This is a genomic window from Flavobacterium sp. AC267, from assembly GCF_979258715.1.
This window is the reverse complement of the sequence record NZ_OZ409875.1, coordinates 1079556-1098936: the sequence shown is the minus strand read 5'-3', so window position 1 is coordinate 1098936 and position 19381 is coordinate 1079556. Positions and strand designations below refer to the sequence as shown.

Annotated in this window: 11 protein-coding genes and 7 pseudogenes; 13 read left to right on the top strand and 5 right to left on the bottom strand. The window is 32.6% G+C overall.

The annotated features are described in order from the left end of the window. Positions 1 to 48: 48 nt before the first annotated feature. The 13 genes and pseudogenes from lolA2 to dusB all read left to right on the top strand — a co-directional run bounded on the left by lolA2 (position 49) and on the right by dusB (position 14067). Positions 49 to 675 carry a flexirubin biosynthesis/transport protein LolA2 gene (gene lolA2 / locus ACZZ95_RS05780; RefSeq protein ID WP_463468356.1) on the top strand — a complete coding sequence of 209 codons (627 nt, stop codon included), beginning with the start codon at positions 49 to 51 and terminating at the stop codon, positions 673 to 675. After that, positions 641 to 1276, top strand: coding sequence for a flexirubin biosynthesis protein LolB2 (gene lolB2 / locus ACZZ95_RS05775; RefSeq protein ID WP_463468355.1), 636 nt, complete (start codon positions 641 to 643; stop codon positions 1274 to 1276). Before lolA2 ends, lolB2 begins: the two co-directional genes overlap by 35 nt. Before the next feature lie 37 nt (positions 1277 to 1313). Continuing rightward, positions 1314 to 1914 (top strand): annotated as a pseudogene (locus ACZZ95_RS05770) (porin family protein). Beyond that, positions 1911 to 2529, top strand: a pseudogene (locus ACZZ95_RS05765) (outer membrane beta-barrel protein). The pseudogenes ACZZ95_RS05770 and ACZZ95_RS05765 overlap by 4 nt, the downstream one beginning before the upstream one ends. 5 nt (positions 2530 to 2534) lie before the next feature. Next, positions 2535 to 2906 carry a 3-hydroxyacyl-ACP dehydratase gene (locus tag ACZZ95_RS05760; RefSeq protein ID WP_463468354.1) on the top strand — a complete coding sequence of 124 codons (372 nt, stop codon included), beginning with the start codon at positions 2535 to 2537 and terminating at the stop codon, positions 2904 to 2906. A gap of 2 nt (positions 2907 to 2908) precedes the next feature. After that, positions 2909 to 3394, top strand: coding sequence for a hypothetical protein (locus tag ACZZ95_RS05755; RefSeq protein WP_463468353.1), 486 nt, complete (start codon positions 2909 to 2911; stop codon positions 3392 to 3394). A gap of 4 nt (positions 3395 to 3398) precedes the next feature. Continuing rightward, a pseudogene (locus ACZZ95_RS05750) lies at positions 3399 to 4571 on the top strand (DUF2062 domain-containing protein). 192 nt (positions 4572 to 4763) lie between these two features. Beyond that, on the top strand, positions 4764 to 6326 hold the full coding sequence (locus tag ACZZ95_RS05745) for an MMPL family transporter (RefSeq protein ID WP_463468352.1): 1563 nt from the start codon (positions 4764 to 4766) through the stop codon (positions 6324 to 6326). Beyond that, positions 6235 to 8445 (top strand): 1-acyl-sn-glycerol-3-phosphate acyltransferase, encoded by a 2211-nt coding sequence (locus ACZZ95_RS05740; protein ID WP_463468351.1) that lies wholly within the window; start codon positions 6235 to 6237, stop codon positions 8443 to 8445. The genes ACZZ95_RS05745 and ACZZ95_RS05740 overlap by 92 nt, the downstream gene beginning before the upstream one ends. Further along, a pseudogene (locus ACZZ95_RS05735) lies at positions 8445 to 9960 on the top strand (phytoene desaturase family protein). Before ACZZ95_RS05740 ends, ACZZ95_RS05735 begins: the two are co-directional and overlap by 1 nt. A gap of 7 nt (positions 9961 to 9967) precedes the next feature. Then, entirely contained in the window at positions 9968 to 11632 is a 1665-nt protein-coding gene (locus ACZZ95_RS05730; RefSeq protein ID WP_463468350.1) for a C45 family autoproteolytic acyltransferase/hydolase, read from the top strand. Further along, a pseudogene (gene flxY / locus ACZZ95_RS05725) lies at positions 11629 to 12915 on the top strand (flexirubin biosynthesis putative acyl-CoA ligase FlxY). Before ACZZ95_RS05730 ends, flxY begins: the two are co-directional and overlap by 4 nt. Positions 12916 to 13074: 159 nt before the next feature. Then, positions 13075 to 14067: a tRNA dihydrouridine synthase DusB gene (gene dusB / locus ACZZ95_RS05720; RefSeq protein ID WP_463468349.1), complete on the top strand. Its 993-nt coding sequence runs from the start codon at positions 13075 to 13077 to the stop codon at positions 14065 to 14067. A 91-nt stretch (positions 14068 to 14158) separates the two neighbouring features. On the opposite strand, the gene ACZZ95_RS05715 is transcribed toward dusB, so the two are convergent. The 5 genes and pseudogenes from ACZZ95_RS05715 to rbfA form a co-directional block, all read right to left on the bottom strand. Next, positions 14159 to 14761, bottom strand: coding sequence for an N-acetylmuramoyl-L-alanine amidase family protein (locus ACZZ95_RS05715; RefSeq protein WP_095952795.1), 603 nt, complete (start codon positions 14759 to 14761; stop codon positions 14159 to 14161). A gap of 232 nt (positions 14762 to 14993) precedes the next feature. Next, positions 14994 to 15860, bottom strand: a complete 867-nt coding sequence (locus tag ACZZ95_RS05710) for a leucine-rich repeat domain-containing protein (protein ID WP_463468348.1) — start codon at positions 15858 to 15860, stop codon at positions 14994 to 14996. 108 nt (positions 15861 to 15968) lie between these two features. Further along, a pseudogene (locus ACZZ95_RS05705) lies at positions 15969 to 17397 on the bottom strand (MATE family efflux transporter). Between the two features lie 171 nt (positions 17398 to 17568). Continuing rightward, positions 17569 to 18770, bottom strand: a pseudogene (locus ACZZ95_RS05700) (ABC transporter permease). After that, a complete protein-coding gene (rbfA, locus tag ACZZ95_RS05695) occupies positions 18771 to 19163 on the bottom strand; it encodes a 30S ribosome-binding factor RbfA (RefSeq protein WP_095952798.1) in 393 nt (130 codons plus the stop codon). Between the last annotated feature and the right edge of the window lie 218 nt (positions 19164 to 19381).

Sequence of the window (19381 nt, the reverse complement as noted above, 5' to 3'; positions counted from 1 at the left end):
CAGGTTTTAAAAACCTGTTAGGTCTTGCTAAACAACTTTTAACAATCTATGAAAACTAAAATAGCAATACTAATTCTTTTTATATCAGGCAGTTTGTTTGCACAAGAGCAAAAAATGACAACTGCAGAAATAGCTCAATTTAAAGAAGATGTAAATGTAGTTTCTAAAAAAATAAAAACGCTGACAACTGATTTTGTTCAATACAAACATTTGGATTTTTTATCTAAAGACATTGAAACTTCGGGAAAAATGGTTTTTAAAGAACCTGCACTTTTGCAATGGCAATACAAAAAACCATACAATTACAGTATTACTTTTAAAAACGGAAAAATCCTGATTAACGACGAAGGAAAGAAAAGCGCTGTGGATATTGGAAATAGCAAAATTTTTGCCCGAATCAATAAATTAATTATCGGAAGCGTGAGCGGGAATATGTTTGACGACAAAGAATTTGCGATTTCCTATTTTAAATTAAAAGGTCAGAATTTGGCAAAATTTGTTCCGAAAGATGCAACGCTGAAAAAATACATCAAACAAATTGAACTTACTTTTGATAAAGAAGAAGCAACCGTTGTTCAGGTAAAACTGTTGGAATCATCTGAAGATTATACCCGAATTGTACTTAAAAATAAAGTGATCAATGCAAAAATCGACGATTCAGTTTTTACTAATTAATTGCCTTTTGGCTTTGGTTTTAGTTTCTTGTGGCTCAGTCACCAAAAACTATACGCCAAAAAAATTAGACAAAACGTCTTATGAGGTTCCCTATTTTTCAGATTCAAAAACTGATTATGTTTATAAAACTAATATCTCTGTTTACGGAAATGAATTATCGGGAATTTTCATTGCCAAAAAAATAAATGACACAACACATCGAATTGTTTTTACAACGGAATTCGGCAACAAATTAATGGATTTTGAAATTTCTGAAACCGATTTTAAAGTCAACTCGATTGTATCAGAATTAGATCGGAAAATTTTAATCAATACTTTAAAAGAAGATTTTCGACTGCTCTTAAAAAAGCAATATTTGATTCAGGAACAATTTGAAAACGAATCAGCGACAATTTATAAATCGGCAGATGGGAAAAGGGATAATTATATTTTTATTTCCAAAAAGAATCAAAAATTAGAAAAGATCGTTCATTCCTCCAAAACAAAAGAAAAATTTACGCTGTTTTTCAATTCAGAAAACAATATTTTTGCTGAGAAGATTCAGATCATTCACCAAAATATTAAGCTGAAAATCGAGCTGAATTATCTTAAATCAGAATAGAAAATTAAACTAATCATAAAACTAAACTAATCCAAAGATGAAAAAAATAGCCTTAATTGCCTTCGTTTTATTTATCGGAATATCATCGCAAGCACAAGTAAAAGTTAGTCCAGGACTTCAGCGGCGGTTTAAATATATCTACTTTAACTAATATTGATGATAATAATTCTAAAACAGATTTCTATGTTGGTGGATTAGTAAACATTAAATTCAACAAGTTTTTTTCGTTACAGCCAGAGATAACGTATTCAAGACAAGGTGATGAAGGAAGAGAATATATTGGAAACGGCAATAACTATCGTTATGTAAATTATGAATTAAATTATATAACGCTTGGAGCGGTTGCTAAATTTAACTTTAATGGCGGTGGTTTTCACGTTTTAGCAGGACCGTCTTTAGATATAAAAATTGATGATAATTATATCAATACAAATCCTGAAGATTATGATCTTGCCATTGTTGGAGGCGTTGGATATACGCTACCAAACGGTTTGACTTTTGAAGCGAGAATCAAACAAGGATTGGTTGATATTTATGGTTACAACGGATTTTATAATGATAATGATTATTATTACGATGATGTAATTTTAAATCAGGTTTTCCAGATTGGGATTAGTTATACGTTCAAAATAAAATAAAAAAGCATGAAAAGAATTGTCTTTTTAACTGCTGTTTTTTTGCGGTATTACATACACAAGCCCAAGTATCTGTTAAACCAGGTTTAAGAGCTGGATTTAGTTTTTCGACAATTTCTGAAATGCACGCCAACTATAAAACAGATTTTTATGCTGGTGGTTTTGCGGCAATTAATATAACGAAGCATTATGCGCTTACGACCGGAAATTAATTACACCAGACAAGGTTCTAATGATGTTGCCAGAAAATATTTTGACGAAAATACGCAGACTAATAAAACCGAATATCTGGATCTTGAAATAAATTATTTATCACTTTCTGTAATAAATAAATTTACGTTTGGACCAGGAATTCAATTACAAGCCGGGCCAACTTTAGACCTATTGTTAAATGATAATCTTGCGGTTAGAAAAGCTCAGAATGATCTTGGGTTGGTTTTGGGTGTTGCTTATGCCCTGCCTTCTGGTTTGACATTTGAAGCACGATTTAAAAAAGGGCTTCTTGACGTTTTGAGCAGTGATTATTATCAAAATGACTCCAATAATTATTATTTATTTGGAGATTATAATACGAATATTAATCTTCAATTAGGAATTTCCTATTCATTTGGAAAATAAAAAATATGATTTTAAAAGATTTTTACAAAATACAATCAGAAGAGAAAATCTCTGATACAAAATATAGTATTACAATTTTAATCAATGAAAAACATGAGGTTTTTAAAGGGCATTTCCCTGGAAATCCTATTATGCCTGGTGTTTGCATGATTCAGATTATCAAGGAACTTACAGAATCTATTACAAAAAGTTCTTTGATGATTCAATCTTTGGCAAATGTAAAATTTATGGCGCTGATTAATCCTGAGGTAACTCCAGAATTACGATTAGAACTTGATATTACAACTACCGAAGACAATTTGGTAAAAGTGAAAAACACGACTTACTTTAACGACACGACTGCTCTAAAGCTGAGCAATGTGTATAAAAAAATATAATTATGAAACTATTATTGACATTACTTTTATGGGTAAATTTTGCGGGCACGCCAGACTTGGCTTCGATTCGCAAAATGTATACAGATGTTGCAAAATCTGAAAATAATGCTAAAGATTTTGTAGAAAAACTTTCGGGCGTTTCAAACAATGATGATAAAATTTTGGTGGCTTACAAAGCGGCTTCAATTCTATTAGATTCTAAATTTGAAAGTATATTGGGAAATAAAATTTCTCGTTTTAAAGAAGGTGCAAAACTGCTTGAATCTGTTATTGCGACTGAACCTAACAATATAGAAATTCGATTGATTCGTTTAAGCATTCAGGAAAATGTTCCTGGAATAACTGGTTATAAGAAAAACATTAAAGAGGATAAAAAATACATCACGGCACATTATGCAGAGCAAAATGTCGCTTTGAAAGAGTATGTAAAAGACTTTGTTTTGCAATCTAAAAGTTTCTCTGCCAAAGAGAAACAATTCGTGAAGTAAGCAGATGAAACTACAGCAGGAATTGCTTAATTCGACTAACTTTTGTGTTATTGTACCCACTTACAATAACCAAAAAACCTTGAAAAAAGTACTGGATTCTATTTTAGATTTCACCTCAAATCTTATCATTGTTAATGATGGCTCAACCGATTCGACCAGCGAAATTTTAAAGCAATATTCGGAGCTGACACAAATCCACCATCCTAAAAATTTAGGAAAGGGATGTGCGCTTCGAAATGGATTTAGAAAAGCACTCGAATTGAATTTTGAATATGCCATTACGATAGATTCTGACGGACAGCATTTTGTCGCAGATATTCCGATTTTTATTGAAGCAATTCAAAACGAACCCAATTCTCTTTTGATCGGAAGCCGTAATATGACGCAGGAAAATGTTCCGAAGAAAAGCGACTTTGGTAACAAATTTTCTAATTTCTGGTTTAAGTTTGAAACTGGAATTAAGCTGGACGATACACAGTCAGGTTTTAGATTATATCCGCTTCGATTATTGCCAAAGCGATTTTATACCAATAAGTTTGAATTTGAAATCGAAGTGATAGTACGCGCGACTTGGAAAGGTATTGTTGTAAAAAACATTCCGATTCAGGTTTTGTATGATCCTGCTGAAAGGGTTTCTCATTTTCGTCCGTTTAAAGATTTTACCAGAATCAGTATTCTAAATACGGTTTTGGTGACCAATGCTTTGTTGTACATCAAACCAAGAGATTTCTTTAGAAGAGCAAAAAAAAAGGATTTAAAAAGTTCTTTCTCGAAGATATTTTAGAAAGTTCCGATTCTGATTTTAAAAAATCGGTCGCCATTGCTTTGGGAATTTTTATTGGACTTTCTCCTTTTTGGGGATTTCAAACTATACTGCTATTTACTTTTGCGGCCATTTTTCGGCTGAATAAAGTGATTGCTTATTTGACTTCTAATGTGAGTTTTCCGCCTTTTATACCCCTTATTATTTATGGTTCTTTGAAAATTGGCAGTTTTTTCGTTACAAGTGATGCGCCTCTTATTTTAGATACTTCGATGACGTTTGAGGATATTCAAAAAAATGCTTGCACAATATATCGTGGGAAGTCTTATTTTAGCAACCGTTTCAGCGCTATCAGTTGGTTTTATAAGTTATTTACTTTTAACGGCTTTTAGTAAAAAGAAAACGAATATTTAAATTAAGTTTGCCAAATATTGCCCAAGATTAAAACGATCTTTTTGCCACAAATTTCACGAATTAGCACGAATTAATTTATTTAAATTTCTGAAATTCGCGACATTGCAAATCAGTGTAAATCACATTAATCTCTAGCAAAAAGAATTAGCGGAAATTCGTGAAATTCGTGGCAAAAAACTTTAAACCATAATCATGCATCAATACTTCTACGCCATTCATTTATTTGTAAATCGAAGAAAATCTCTTTCGGTTTTTTTGGCTGTTTTGATGTTGCTCATTTTTGGATTTTTTGCTTCCAAATTGAAATTTGAAGAAGATATTACCAAACTTATTCCAACAAACGATAAAACCGATGTTACCGCAAAAGTTTTAAAACAATTAAACTTTGCTGATAAAACTACCGTAATTTTCAAACTCGAAAAAAACGGATCTGCTGATGATTTAAAGGAAATGGCTTCTCAATTTTCAGACAGCGTTTCTAAATCCTGCAAACCTTTTATAACTGGAATTCAAGGAAAAATAGACGAAGAAAACATTCAGGAAACTATCGATTTTGTTTACAACAATCTGCCGTTTTTTCTGGATGATAAAGATTATCAAAACATTCAACAGAAACTGCAAAAAGACAGCATTGCGGCTACCGTTCAGGGAAATTACAAATCAATTATTTCTCCTTCAGGATTTGTTACAAAAGATTTTATCCTTCAGGATCCGTTTGGAATTTCTTTTATCGCTTTAAAAAAATTACAGCAGTTAAATATTGGCGACGATTTTACGCTCGACAATGGTTTTGTTATGACGAAAGACAAAAAGAAATTACTTCTTTTTATCACTTCAAATATTCCTTCGAGCGAAACAGACCAGAATACTATTTTTGCCGAAAAGCTCAGATCGATTCAAGAAAATTTGAATCAGAAATATAAAGGAAAAACTTCTATCAGTTATTTTGGTTCTGCTTTAATTGCGGTTGCAAATGCCAATCAAATTAAGAGCGACATTATTTTAACGACATCAATTGCGATGTTTACTTTAATGCTCATTCTGATTTTATTCTATCGTAAAATTTTAATTCCGCTTATAATCTTCCTTCCAACTGTATTTGGAGGTTTGTTTGCGGTTGCCTTTTTATATTTTGTCAGAGAACAGATTTCTGCAATTTCTTTAGGAATTGGTTCTATTTTATTGGGTATTACAATTGACTACTCCATTCATATCCTCACGCATTACAAGCACAACAGCGATGTAAAAACGTTGTACAAAGACATTACAATGCCGGTAATTATGAGCAGTTCTACAACTGCGGTTGCTTTTTTATGTCTGCTTTTTGTAAAATCTGATGCGTTGAATGATCTCGGAATTTTCGCCGCAGTAATTGTTATGGCAACTGGAGTTTTCTCGCTTTTAATTGTCCCGCATTTATACAAACCAAAAGAAAATCCGGCAGAACACAAAAAAAATGTGATTGATAAAATGGCTCATTTTTCTTTTCACAATAATAAAATCCTAATCGGATTCTGTGTCATTATTACCATTATTTGCTGTTTTACTTATAATGATGTTGGTTTTAATAACGATTTATCTCAGCTCAATTTTATTCCGAAAGACATTAAAAATGCCGAGAAAGAATTGGAAGAAAGCACCAGTTTAACTTCCAAAACGATATATGTGGCTTCATACGGAAAAAGTATGGAAGAAGCTTTACAGCACAATACGCGACTTTTTTGGAGATTTAAATGCAGACAAACAACACGATAAAATTTTAAACTTTAGTTCAATTGGCGGTATTGTACTTTCTCAAAAAGCACAGCTTCAGAAAATTGAGAAATGGAATTCATTTTGGACTTCGCAAAAAAAACAATTCGTACAATCAGAATTAATCAATGAAGGTTCCAAACTTGGCTTTAAACCCACAACATACAATCTGTTTTTTGATCATTTGAATTTTGATTTCAAACCGATTACAGCAGATGATTATTTGAAAATAAAAGCTTTACAATTACAAGAATTTATAACGGAGAAAAACGGTTTTTATACGATTTCAAGTTTGGTAAAAGTCGCGCCAGAACAGCGTGATGCATTTGTAAAATCGGCTTCTGTAAAAGAAAATGTAATTGCAATCGATCGCCAGCAGATGAACGAAACGTTTTTCAGTACTTTAAAAACCGATTTTAATTCGCTTGTAAATTATTCTTTTGTTGCCGTAATCTTGATTCTATTTTTCTTTTTCCGAAGAATTGAATTGGTCATTATCAGCTGTATTCCAATTGCTTTAACTGGAATTGTAACGGCAGGAATTATGGGAATTTTTGGCATTCAAATGAATATTTTCAGCATGATTGTCTGCACTTTGATTTTTGGTCACGGAGTTGATTTCAGTATTTTTATGACCAGCGCATTACAAAAAGAATATTCTACCGGAGTTAATGATATTGCAGTTTACAGAACATCTATTATACTGGCAGTTATTACTACCATTTTAGGAATTGGCGCCATGATATTTGCCAAACATCCCGCATTGACTTCTATTTCAGCAGTTTCTTTAATTGGGGTTTTTGCCGCTTTGATTATTACGTTTATATTTTATCCTATTCTTTTTAAATTATTTCTGTCGAATCGTCCTAAAAAAGGAAATCCTCCTTTTCAATTGCGAACATTTATTCACGGCGTAATTTCGTTTGCTTATTATGGTCTTGGCGGTATTGTAATGTCGATTTTAAGTTTTACAATCATGCCAATTTCACCAATTAACAAAAAAGCAAAAATGAAAGGCTTTCGATATGTGATTTCAAAATTCATGAAATCGGTATTGTATTCGAATCCGTTTATACGTAAAAATGTCATTAATAATTTTAATGAAACCTTCGAAAAACCAGCTGTAATTATTGCCAATCATTCTTCGTTTATAGACATTCTGACCATCGGAATGCTGAGTCCGAAAATTATTTTCCTAGTAAGCGACTGGGTTTATAATTCTCCGATTTTTGGCGGTGTAGTTAGAAAAGCTGGATTTTATCCTGTTTCTGAAGGTTTGGAAGGCGGCGTGGAACATTTGCGTAAAAAAATAGAAGAAGGCTATTCTTTAATGATTTTCCCAGAAGGAACTCGTTCAGAGAATAATGTAATCAAGCGATTCCATAAAGGTGCTTTTTTCCTTGCCGAAGAATTCAATTTAGATATAATTCCGATTGTTATCCATGGCGCATCAGAATTAATTCCGAAAGGTGATTTTGTCATTCATCACGGAAAATTAACGGTTTCTATTTTAAAAAGAATTACTCCAGATGATCATTCATTCGGAACAAATTATGCAGAAAGAACCAAACAAATAAGTTCATTTTTTAAAGCAGAATATCGAAAAATACGCGAGCAGTTTGAAGGTCCCGATTACTTCAAAAAAATGCTGATTGCCAGTTACGATTACAAAGAAATAGAAATCGGTAATAGTGTTAAAAAAGATTTACAACACAATCTAGAAACGTATTACAACTTAAATAAACACATTGAGCCAAAAGCAAAAATCCTGCATTTAGGAAACGATTATGGTCAGCTGGATGTTTTAATGGCTTTGCAGGAACCGCGACGAAAGATATTTTCTTTTATTAATGAGGAAGAAAAGTTGCTGGTTGCAAAAACAAATTACATTGTAACAAAAAGAAAAATAGTATATCTCGATCAATTCGAATTGGCGCTTGACAATCAATTTGATACTTTATTAATTTCTGATGAAAGTTATAAGAATGAGATTGAAAAAGTAATTCAAAATGTTTCTTTTGTAATTTTAGTGAATTGTTTTCTTTTAAAAAATCAGTTTCCAAATCCGGATTTTGAAATTGTTTCTGAAGAAAATAATTTAGTTGTTTTAAAGAAAAAATAATGAAAGAGCAGTACGATGTAGTCATAATTGGCGACGGTTTAGGCGGATTGGTTTCTGCCGTTATTCTGGCAAAAGAAGGCTACAGCGTTTGTGTGCTCGAAAAAAACAATCAATACGGCGACAATCTCCAGACTTTTGTTAGGGACAAAACCATTTTTGACACGGGAATTCATTATATCGGAGGTTTAGGCGAAGGCCAAAATCTAAATCAATATTTTAAGTATATTGGCATAAGGGATCATTTAAATCTGAAAAAATTAGATGAAAATGGTTTTGATATTATTTCTTTTGAAGATGATAAAATCGAATATCCGCATGCGCAGGGTGTCGAAAATTTTATTGAACAATTAGCGAATTACTTTCCCGAAGAAAGAGAAAACCTTTTCAACTACTGCCAAAAAATAAAAGAAGTCTGCAAAGCTTTTCCACTTTACAATTTACAATCTGACGGAAAATATGATACTGAAATTCTAACGCTTAACGCGAAAGAAACTATTGATTCTTTTACCCAAAATGAAAAATTGAAAGCCGTTTTGGCAGGATCCAATTTTCTCTACGCCGGGATTGCCGAAAAATCACCTTTTTATGTACACGCTCTGATTGTCAATTCGTATATAGAAAGTTCTTGGCGCTGTATAAATGGAGGCAGTCAGATAACGAAGCAACTTCTGAAACAACTTAAAAAATACGGCGCGAATTTTTTAAACATAAAGAAGTAACCAAATTTGAGGTTGAAAACCAAAAAGTGAATTCTGTAAAGATGAAAGACGGTTCTGAAGTTTCGGGAACGTATTTTATTTCTAACATCGAACCTAAAACGACTTTGAAAATGGCGGGTCAGGAAAACTTCCGAAAACCATTTTTCAATAGAATTCAAAACCTCGAAAGTGTACTTTCTGCATTTAGTCTTTATATTGTTTTTAAACCCAAAACTTTCAAATATATCAATCATAATTATTATCATTTTAAAAGTGCCAATGATGTTTGGACCGCTTATGATTATGACGAAAATTCATGGCCCAAAACTTTTATGGCTTCAATGAATCCGTCGCAAAAAGACGAAGAATGGGCAGACGGAATGACTTTTTTAACGTACATGAAATATGATGAAGTTAAAACTTGGGCAAATACTTTTAATACCACTTTTGAAGAAAACGATCGAGGTGAAAGTTACGAGGAATTCAAAGACAAAAAAGCATTGCATTTTTAGTTGAAATCGAGAAAAAATTTCCTGGAATCAAAGACTGCATAAAATCGGTACATACTTCTACCCCGCTTTCTTATCGCGATTATATTGGCGGTGACGGCGGTAATATGTACGGTTATGTTAAAGATTCTAATAATCCGATGAAAACCTTAATTCCGTCTAAAACTAAACTTGAAAATCTGTATCTTACAGGCCAAAGTATTAACATGCACGGTGTCTTGGGTGTTACGGTTGGGGCGATTGTAACTTGCTCTGAAATTGTAGGAAAAGAATATCTGCTGGAAAAAATTAAAAAAGCATCTGAATAATTGAATCATGAAAAGCCGAGTTACTTATTTCTTCCTTATCGGTTTTTTCAGTCTGTTGATTTCCTGCGGTACATCAAAATCAAAACATCATAAACCCGATATTGCGACTTATAATTCGACAAAACCTGTTGTCGAGAAATTATCTGACAGCACTTTTATCTCTGGAAAAGATTCATTTTTAAAAAATAAACAAGGCCTTTGGGAATTATATGTCGAAGGCGATCCGCTTGAAATTGGTTTGACAACGGGCGCGTTAACCGACTCGCTTTTGAAAAAACAACAGCGCATTTTTTTCTCCAAAATAACCGATTTTATTCCGTCTAAATTTCAGCAGAAAATGCTTCGTCAGTTTTTAAAATGGTACAATCGAAAATTATATTTGAATGTTCCAAATGAATATCAGACGGAAATTTACGGTGTTTCGCAATATACTTCGAACGAATTTGATAATATCGCACCGCAATATCAGCGCAGTTTATATTTGCACGCCGCACACGATATTGGCCACGCACTGCAGGATTTAGCTTTAGTTGGCTGTTCTTCGTTTGCGACTTGGAACGAAAAATCGGAAGATGGAAATTTAATTCTCGCTCGAAATTTTGATTTTTATGTGAATGACGCTTTCGCGGAAAATAAAATAGCGGCCTTTATAAAACCAAAAGAAGGTTATCCTTTTATGATGGTTACGTGGCCGGGAATGATCGGAGCGGTTTCTGGAATGAATTACGAAGGATTGACTGTAACTATAAATGCTTCAAAATCTAAAATTCCGCTGAGCGCGAAAACTCCTATTTCGATTTTGACGCGTGAAATTTTACAGCATGCCCAGAATTTGAACGAAGCCATAGCCATTGCAAAAAAGAGAAAAGTATTTGTTTCTGAATCTATTATGGTAGGAAGTGCCATTGACAACAAAGCCATTTTAATTGAAGTTTCGCCCAATAAAATGGATGTTTACGATGTTGCTAACAGCGATCAATTAATCTGTTCGAATCATTTTCAAGGAGAAGCTTTTGCGACCGATAAACGAAATCAAGAGCAAATTTTGAATAGCCATTCTGAATATCGATTGGAAAGGATGCAAGAATTGCTGTCTGAAAATCCGAAAGTAAATCCTGAAATTGCTTCAGAAATTCTTCGAAATAAAGATGGCTTACAAGACATTTCTTTAGGATACGGAAATGAAAAAGCACTCAATCAACTGCTCGCACATCACGGAATTATTTTTAAACCTAAAGAAAAATTAGTCTGGGTTTCTGCAAATCCGTATCAATTGGGCGAATTTGTATGTTATGATTTGAATTCCATTTTTGGTGAAAATAAAAATGGCGTCGCATCTTTTCAAAAAGAAAATCTGAATATTGCCAAGGATCCATTTTTGGAAACTACTGCTTTTCAGAATTTTAAAAAGTTTAAAATTGAAGATCATAAAATAGATTCGCTTCTCGAAAAGAAAGAAATTATTTCGCTAGAATTCATTCAGAATTATCAATCGTTAAACCCCGATTATTGGGTTGTATATTATAAGGCAGGATTGTACTTTTACCAAAAAAAGGAATATCTGAAGGCCAAGCTTAATTTTGAAAAAGCTTTAAGCCATGAAATTACTACAGTTCCTGAAAAAGAAAAGATTGAAAAATATTTAAAAAAAGTCAAAAGAAAATTACAATGATTCCAGCAATAGAAAAAGATTCTTTAGAAGAAATTAAAATTTTTCAAGAACAAAAATTAGTCGCACTTTTAGAATATATCAGTCAAAATTCTCCTTTTTACAAAAGACTTTTTGCGGGACAAAATATTGATATTTCAAAAGTGAAAACGCTGGAAGATTTACAATTTCTGCCTGTTACCACAAAAGAAGATTTACAGCAGTATAATGATGATTTTTTGTGTGTTCCGCGAGCATCAAATTATCGATTACGCTTCGACTTCTGGAACTTTGGGCGATCCTGTAACTTTTGGTTTAACTGATTCAGATCTAGATCGATTGGCTTATAACGAAGCGATTTCTTTTGCCTGCGCCGGAATTGCAGAAGGCGATGTGGTACAGTTAATGACCACAATTGACAGAAAATTTATGGCTGGTTTAGCTTATTTTCTCGGTCTCAGAAAACTGAAAGTTGGCGTAATTCGTGTTGGTGCGGGAATTCCAGAAATGCAGTGGGATTCTATTTTAAAATACAATCCGTCTTATTTAATTACGGTTCCTTCTTTTCTTCTAAAACTAATTGAATACGCTGAAGCACACGGAATTGATTATAATAATTCAAGTATAAAAGGCGCTGTCTGCATTGGAGAATCTTTGAGAGAACAGGATTTTTCTATGAATATTTTATCGAAAAAATTACCAATAAATGGAATATTAAGTTGTTTTCAACTTATGCTTCTACAGAAATGAGTACGGCTTTTACAGAATGTGAACACGGAAAAGGCGGGCATCATCATCCAGAATTGATTATTGTTGAAGTCTTGGATGAAGAAAATCAGCCTGTAAAAAATGGAGAAACCGGCGAACTGACTTTTACAACTTTAGGAATTGAAGCCATGCCTTTATTACGTTTTAAAACTGGCGATATTGTTCAGCTTCATAACGAACCTTGCGCGTGCGGCAGAAATACTTTCCGTGTTGGTCCAGTTGTCGGCCGTAAAAAACAAATGATCAAATATAAAGGAACAACGCTTTATCCGCCAGCAATGAATGATGTTTTGAGCAGTTTTGATAACATCGAAAATCATCTTATCGAAATCTCTACAAACGATTTGGGAACAGATGAAATCCTGATTAAAATTGCCACAAAAAATCAAACTCCAGAATTTCTGCAAGAAATTAAAGATCACTTTAGAGCCAAATTAAGAGTAACTCCCAAAATAGAATTTGCTTCAAAAGAAGTTTTAAATCCACTGGTTTTCAATCCAATGAGTCGTAAACCAATTCGGTTTTTTGATTATCGTTAAAGGTACAAAGTTGCAAAGGTTCAGAGGTTCATAGGTTTCTTAAACCTAAAAAAGCATTTCATTTGTGAAAAACCTTTGCAACTTTGTCCCTCTGAACCTTTGAACCTCAATTTGGTACAAATTGAACTAAATGTTGTAATTTTGCAAAAAATATTGAAGATGGTCAAAATTGGCAACATAGAATTACCAGAATTTCCTTTATTACTCGCTCCGATGGAAGATGTTAGTGATCCGCCGTTTCGCAGATTATGCAAAACGCACGGTGCTGACATGATGTATTCTGAATTTATTTCGTCGGAAGGATTAATTCGTGATGCTATAAAAAGCCGTATGAAACTGGATATTTTTGATTATGAACGTCCAGTGGGAATCCAGATTTTTGGTGGTGATGAGGAAGCAATGGAAATGTCTTCTAAAATTGTTTCTACAGTAAAACCAGATTTAGTAGATATCAATTTTGGATGTCCAGTAAAAAAAGTAGTTTGTAAAGGTGCTGGTGCAGGAGTTTTAAAAGATGTTGATTTGATGGTACGTTTGACACAAGCGGTTATTAAAGGAACTGATTTGCCTGTTACAGTAAAAACACGTTTAGGCTGGGATGAAAGTTCGATTAATATTGATGAAGTTGCTGAGAGACTTCAGGATATTGGCGTTCAAGCTTTGACCATTCACGCCAGAACACGTGCACAGATGTACAAAGGCCATTCTGATTGGTCGCACATTGCACGAGTAAAAAACAATCCAAGAATTACTATGCCTATTTTTGGAAACGGCGATATCGACAGTCCAGAGAAAGCATTACAATATAAAAACGAATACGGAATTGACGGAATCATGATTGGCCGTCTCGCAATTGGGTATCCGTGGATTTTTAACGAAATCAAGCATTTCTTTAAAACAGGTGAACATTTACCTGCTCCAACGGTTATTGATCGCGTTGAAGTCGCGAGAAATCATTTAATGTGGTCAATGGAATGGAAAGGCGAACGTTTGGGAATTGTGGAAATGCGTCGTCATTATACCAATTATTTCAAAGGAATTCACTCTTTTAAAGAATTCAAACAAAAATTAGTTACAACTGATGCACCTGAAGATTTATTCAATATTATGAAAGAAATTGAGCAGGTTTATGCGGGTTATGAGTTTGTTTAAAATATAAATATAATCTTTGTCAAAGTTTTGAACTTTGACAAAGAGCTGTAAACGAAAAAGACCTTCAAAATTTGAAGGTCTTTTTATGATTTTATTTTATTGATTCTAAGATTTTGTCTGCAATTTCAGACTGCCCCTTTTCACTAGTTAGATAGTCTCTATCATTTTCATTAGACAAATATCCCATTTCTAAAAGCACAACTGGGCATTCTGCATTTTTTAAAATAAAAAAAGGAGCTTCAGTTACTTTTCCTTTTTCAAGATTTCCATTAATTGCAATTTTATCAATTACCGTTTCAGCAATTTGTTTTGATTGATCATGAAATGTTTCCTTTGAAGTAATATAAGCTCGTACTCCATTCGCTTTTACATTTCTATTAGTACTAATATGCAGAGAAATTACTAAATCTGGTTTTAGGTTGTTTATTTTGGAAACTCTTTCTGCTAAATCCATATTAACATCTCCGTCACGAAGTAAAACAATTTCGACATTTGCATTCTTATTTAATTCCTTTATTTTCTTTGCGACTGCTTCAGTAATTGTTTTTTCCTCAAAACCTCGCACGTCGACGCCAGCATCTTGACCACCGTGACCTGCATCAATAACAATAGTTTTTTTGTCTAATGTTGTGAAGGCAAGAAATCCAAACACTACTGCACTTAAAACTGATAAAAATTGAATCTTTTTTTTCATAGGAATTTCGTTTTTGGTTAATTCAAATCTAACGAAAAAAAATTACGAAATATTGTACAAAATGACAACTGAATACGTTTATTCTTTTATTTGTAACAGAAAAATACAAACGATATTGCGCTGGTTATGCGTTGATTAAAATCTATTAATCTTTGTCAAAGTTTTGAACTTTGACAAAGAGCTGTAAGCGAAAAGACTTTCAAAAAATTTGAAGGTCTTTTTTTATAATTTTCTATTCTTTATTCCTTTCTAATAATATATTATTTATCTCTTCTCTTTTATGAGAATAATGTTTTTTATGAGGGTGAAACGAAACCTCTTTTAAAGTTTGACATTCTAATAAGGGTGATAAATCGCCACTTTTACAATTCCAAAAATTAATTGTTTCTAATTTCTTCATATTTCGAACAAAATCTAAAGAATCTAAATCAGAGATTATCATTTTCTTAATGCTTTGATTATTATTCAGAAAAGAATAATCGACCATTTTTTTACTACCTTCTATATCCAACCTTTCTAGATTATTTAATTCTGACAAACTATCTGCATTAGATAAATCAGAGTTATTCATTAACCAACAAGTCTTTAAATTTTTTAATTCTTCTAAACCAGCAAGTGAAATTAGATTCTTAGAGTAATCTAATCTTAAAAAAGTCAATTCTTTAAGATGTCCTATCTCTGAACAATTTTCTTTAGTATATCTAGAGATATAGAGTTCTTTTAAATTTATTAATTCCTTTAAATTTTCATAATTATTATTTTTATGTAGACCTAATTTTTGTAATTGTTTCAAATGAGAAAAATTAATAGATATTGGCAATGCCACACTAAGTTCATTCATTTTAACCATAGTGTAAAGTGCATCAATATTACTGTTACCTTTTAATTTAAACGAGTCATCGATTGATAATTTTTTAATAAACATTTTATTTTCCAATGGTGTAAGATCTAGTTGACATTTAAAATCACAATCATCAACAAACCCCCTGATACGAATTGAATCAAAAGATTTTTTCTCTGCAACACTAATACCTTCATCCAAATGTCTTGGATCAATTTCATACATGTTTATACTCTCATTGTAAGTATGTTTTTTCATAGTATTATTTATAATAAAAAACGAAAAATAAATCCACTCTTTTTCTTACAAATTTATGAATTATCTAACAAAAAATGCCTTCAATATTGAAGGCATTTTTTAGTTTAATTACACTTGAACTCTTTTCCACTTTCCTCTTTTATAAAAAAAGATTCCAGCTAAAGTAATTGCAGTTTCAGCAACTGGAATTGCAATGAAAACGCCAGTTGGTCCCATATTAAAATGTTTGGCCAGTACGTAAGCCAGTGGAATTTGAAACAGCCAAAACCCAAAGAAATTAATTCCTGTTGGTGTCCAGGTATCTCCTGCTCCATTAAAAGTATTGATTAAAACCATTCCGATTCCGTAAAAAATAAAACCGACACTCATAATTTGAAGTGCTTCGACAGCAACTGTTTTTACCAATTCGTCGTTGGTGAAAAAGGAAATAATATATTTTCCAAAAGCCAATGTAATAATCATGATTGTCGCCATAAAAATGACGTTATATCTTGCTGTGGTATAAACCGATTTTTCGGCACGTTCGATTTGTTTTGCACCTAAATTTTGTCCAACCAAAGTTGCCGCGGCATTACTTAATCCCCAAGCTGGAAGAATAAAGAACATCATAATTCTCAGTGCGGTTTGATAACCTGCAGAACCATGATCTCCGCCAGTTGTTGCTACTAATTGTGCTAAGAAAATCCAGTTGCAAGAAGCAATTACAAATTGTAAAATTCCTGGCGCGCGATTTTTACTAAAGCTTTGATTTGTTTAAAATCTGGAGCGAAGTATGAAACCTTAATTTTTAAAATTCCGTTGCCAAAGAACAAATGATAAACTTGATATAGTACTCCAATACTTCTTCCGATTGTTGTTGCCAATGCGGCGCCAACTAATCCGAAAGCAGGAATTGGCCCTAAACCATTAATTAAAATTGGACATAAAATGATATTACAAATGTTGGCTATCCAAAGACTTTTCATTGCAATTGCTTGCGTTTCCTGCTCCGCGAAAAATTCCGTTAATCAGGAACAAAAGCATAATACATAAACTGGAGCCAATCATGATCTGTGTAAATACGAAACCGTGTTCGGCGACATCAGCAGATGCGCCCATAAGCGAGCAGAATATCTTTAGCATAAATAATTCCCAAAACACTCATAACGCTGTTTACGGCAATTGCAACAATAATGGCCTGCATTCATGCTTTTGCGACGGCGACAGGATCTTTTTCTCCAATTCGTCTTGCAACGACTGCAGTTGCCGCCATACTCATTCCAATAGCTAGAGAATATATAACGGTTAATACGGATTCGGTTAAACCAACAGTTTGAATAGCAAAACTGCTGTGCTCCAAATGCCCAACGAAATATAAATCGACTAAAGCAAAAACCGATTCCATCATCATTTCTAAAACCATCGGAATGGCCAATAGAATTACGGCTTTCTTTATGCTTCCAGAAGTATAATCAAATGATTCGTCGCCTTTTAATGTCGCTTTTAAAGTGGTAAAAATTTTAGAAAATAGACTTTTCTTTATAATTGTTTCTGTCATGATATATTAGGATAAATGATAATATTGGCTCAGATGTAATGTGATCTGAACTAAAAAAATAAACTGTAGGTATCCTAATTATTGTAAAAAATAAAATAGGATTAGGCAGAAACAATCATATGCTGTAGATTTTTAAGGCGGTAAATATAAGTAATATTTTTAAAGAAGAAATTAATCCAGCAGTTTTTTGCTAACGCGTACGCTTGCAATTAATGATGCGATAAATCCCAGTGATAAAATCGTCGTCATTACAATTAGAACATTTTCTACTGAAAAAACAACAGGATAAGCTAAAGTTGGCGTAATCATTATTAGTTCATATTCGTCATTGCAAAATCACCAAGATTACTCCCAAAGCAAGTCCGATTAAACCACCAAAGAAGCTTAGTAAAGTACCTTGAAGTAAAAATATCTTTCTAAGACTATTGATTTCTGTTCCGAGATTAAAAAGCGTTTTAAGATTTCCTTTTTTCTCTAAAATCATCATAATCAATGCTCCAACTAAATTAAAAAGTGCCACAATGATTACTAAAGTAAAAATCAGATATACAACAATGTTTTCAGTGTTAAGCATTTTGTATAACGACTCGTTTAATTGTGCTCTGTTTTTTAATGTAATTTTATTTTTGAAAATAGAGTTGAGTTGCTTTTTTACTGCATTTTCATCTGCATTTTCTTTGAGTTTAAATTCAATTCCAGAGATTTGATTGGTCTTATACATTAATAATTCCTGCACTAAACCTAAATCTGCAAAGACATATTTTGAATCTAAATCTTCACTTATGGAGTAAATTCCAACAGGTAATACATCTGTTTTGTTAAAAGCTTCTTCAGGATTTTCGATTGCTCCTTTTCCGGGTTTTGGCGCGAAAACCTGCGCGGATTCTCAAAATCGAGAATTCCCATAGAAAAATTTTGAGATAAACCGTATCCAATTACAACCTGATAACTGTCTGGTTTAAGCCATTGGCACGCTGTAAAGTTTTTTCTTAATATCGTTTACAACTGCATAAGAACTGTCAACTCCTTTTAGGTAAGTAACTTGTTGTTTGTCTTTAAATAAAAACAAAACACGTTCTTCAATTATTTTGGTGTAAGAAGCAACACCGCTGATTTTCTTGATCTGACTTTCCTGATCGGGCGTAATGAGAAATGATTTTCCGTAAGTACTTCCCATTTTTAAATCGGGATCGATTTCATTTGTAAACGAAAGACTAAAAAACTTTTAAGCCGCTGAAAACAGATAAAACAACAAACAAAGCCATCGTGCCAACAATGATTCCCATGCTGGCAATGCGGTTAATAATATTAATAGCATTATTTTTACTACTGCTAAAAATATAGCGTTTGGCTATGTAAAGGGGAAATTCAATTTATGATTTTCTTCTTTTTTCTAAAAGATCACGATTTTCGATTGGGTTCTCTCTGTTTGATAAAGCGTTATCAATTTTTTCGATATAATCTAAAGAGTCATCGATAAAGAATACCAGATTTGGTACACGACGCAATTGCAAACGTACACGTTGTGACAAATCATGTTTTATTAAAGTTGTATTTGATTTAATTCCTTCTAAAGTTTCTTTTGCTTTTTCTTGAGGAAAAATGCTTAAATATACTGTTGCTACAGATAAGTCTGAAGTAACACTAACTTTGGATACCGAAATTACCAGATTAGTAACTCCGTTTTTTCGCACTTCACCTTGCAGAATATCAACCAGATCTTTCTGAATGACACCGCCTATTTTTTTCTGTCTATTTGTTTCCATAGTGCAAAAATACTATTTTTAAATTTTAATCGATACAATTTCAAATGAACAATAGGATGATTTTTGTGTTCTGATTCATTTTCTCTCTATTCTAATTATTCTTCCCAAAAATTTTCTCAATTTTTACCATTCTCTGTTTGCAAACTTTTTCTTTGTTTTGAATTTTGCAAAACAAACCAGATGTTATATATTTAAAATATTGGTAAATAAAAAACACA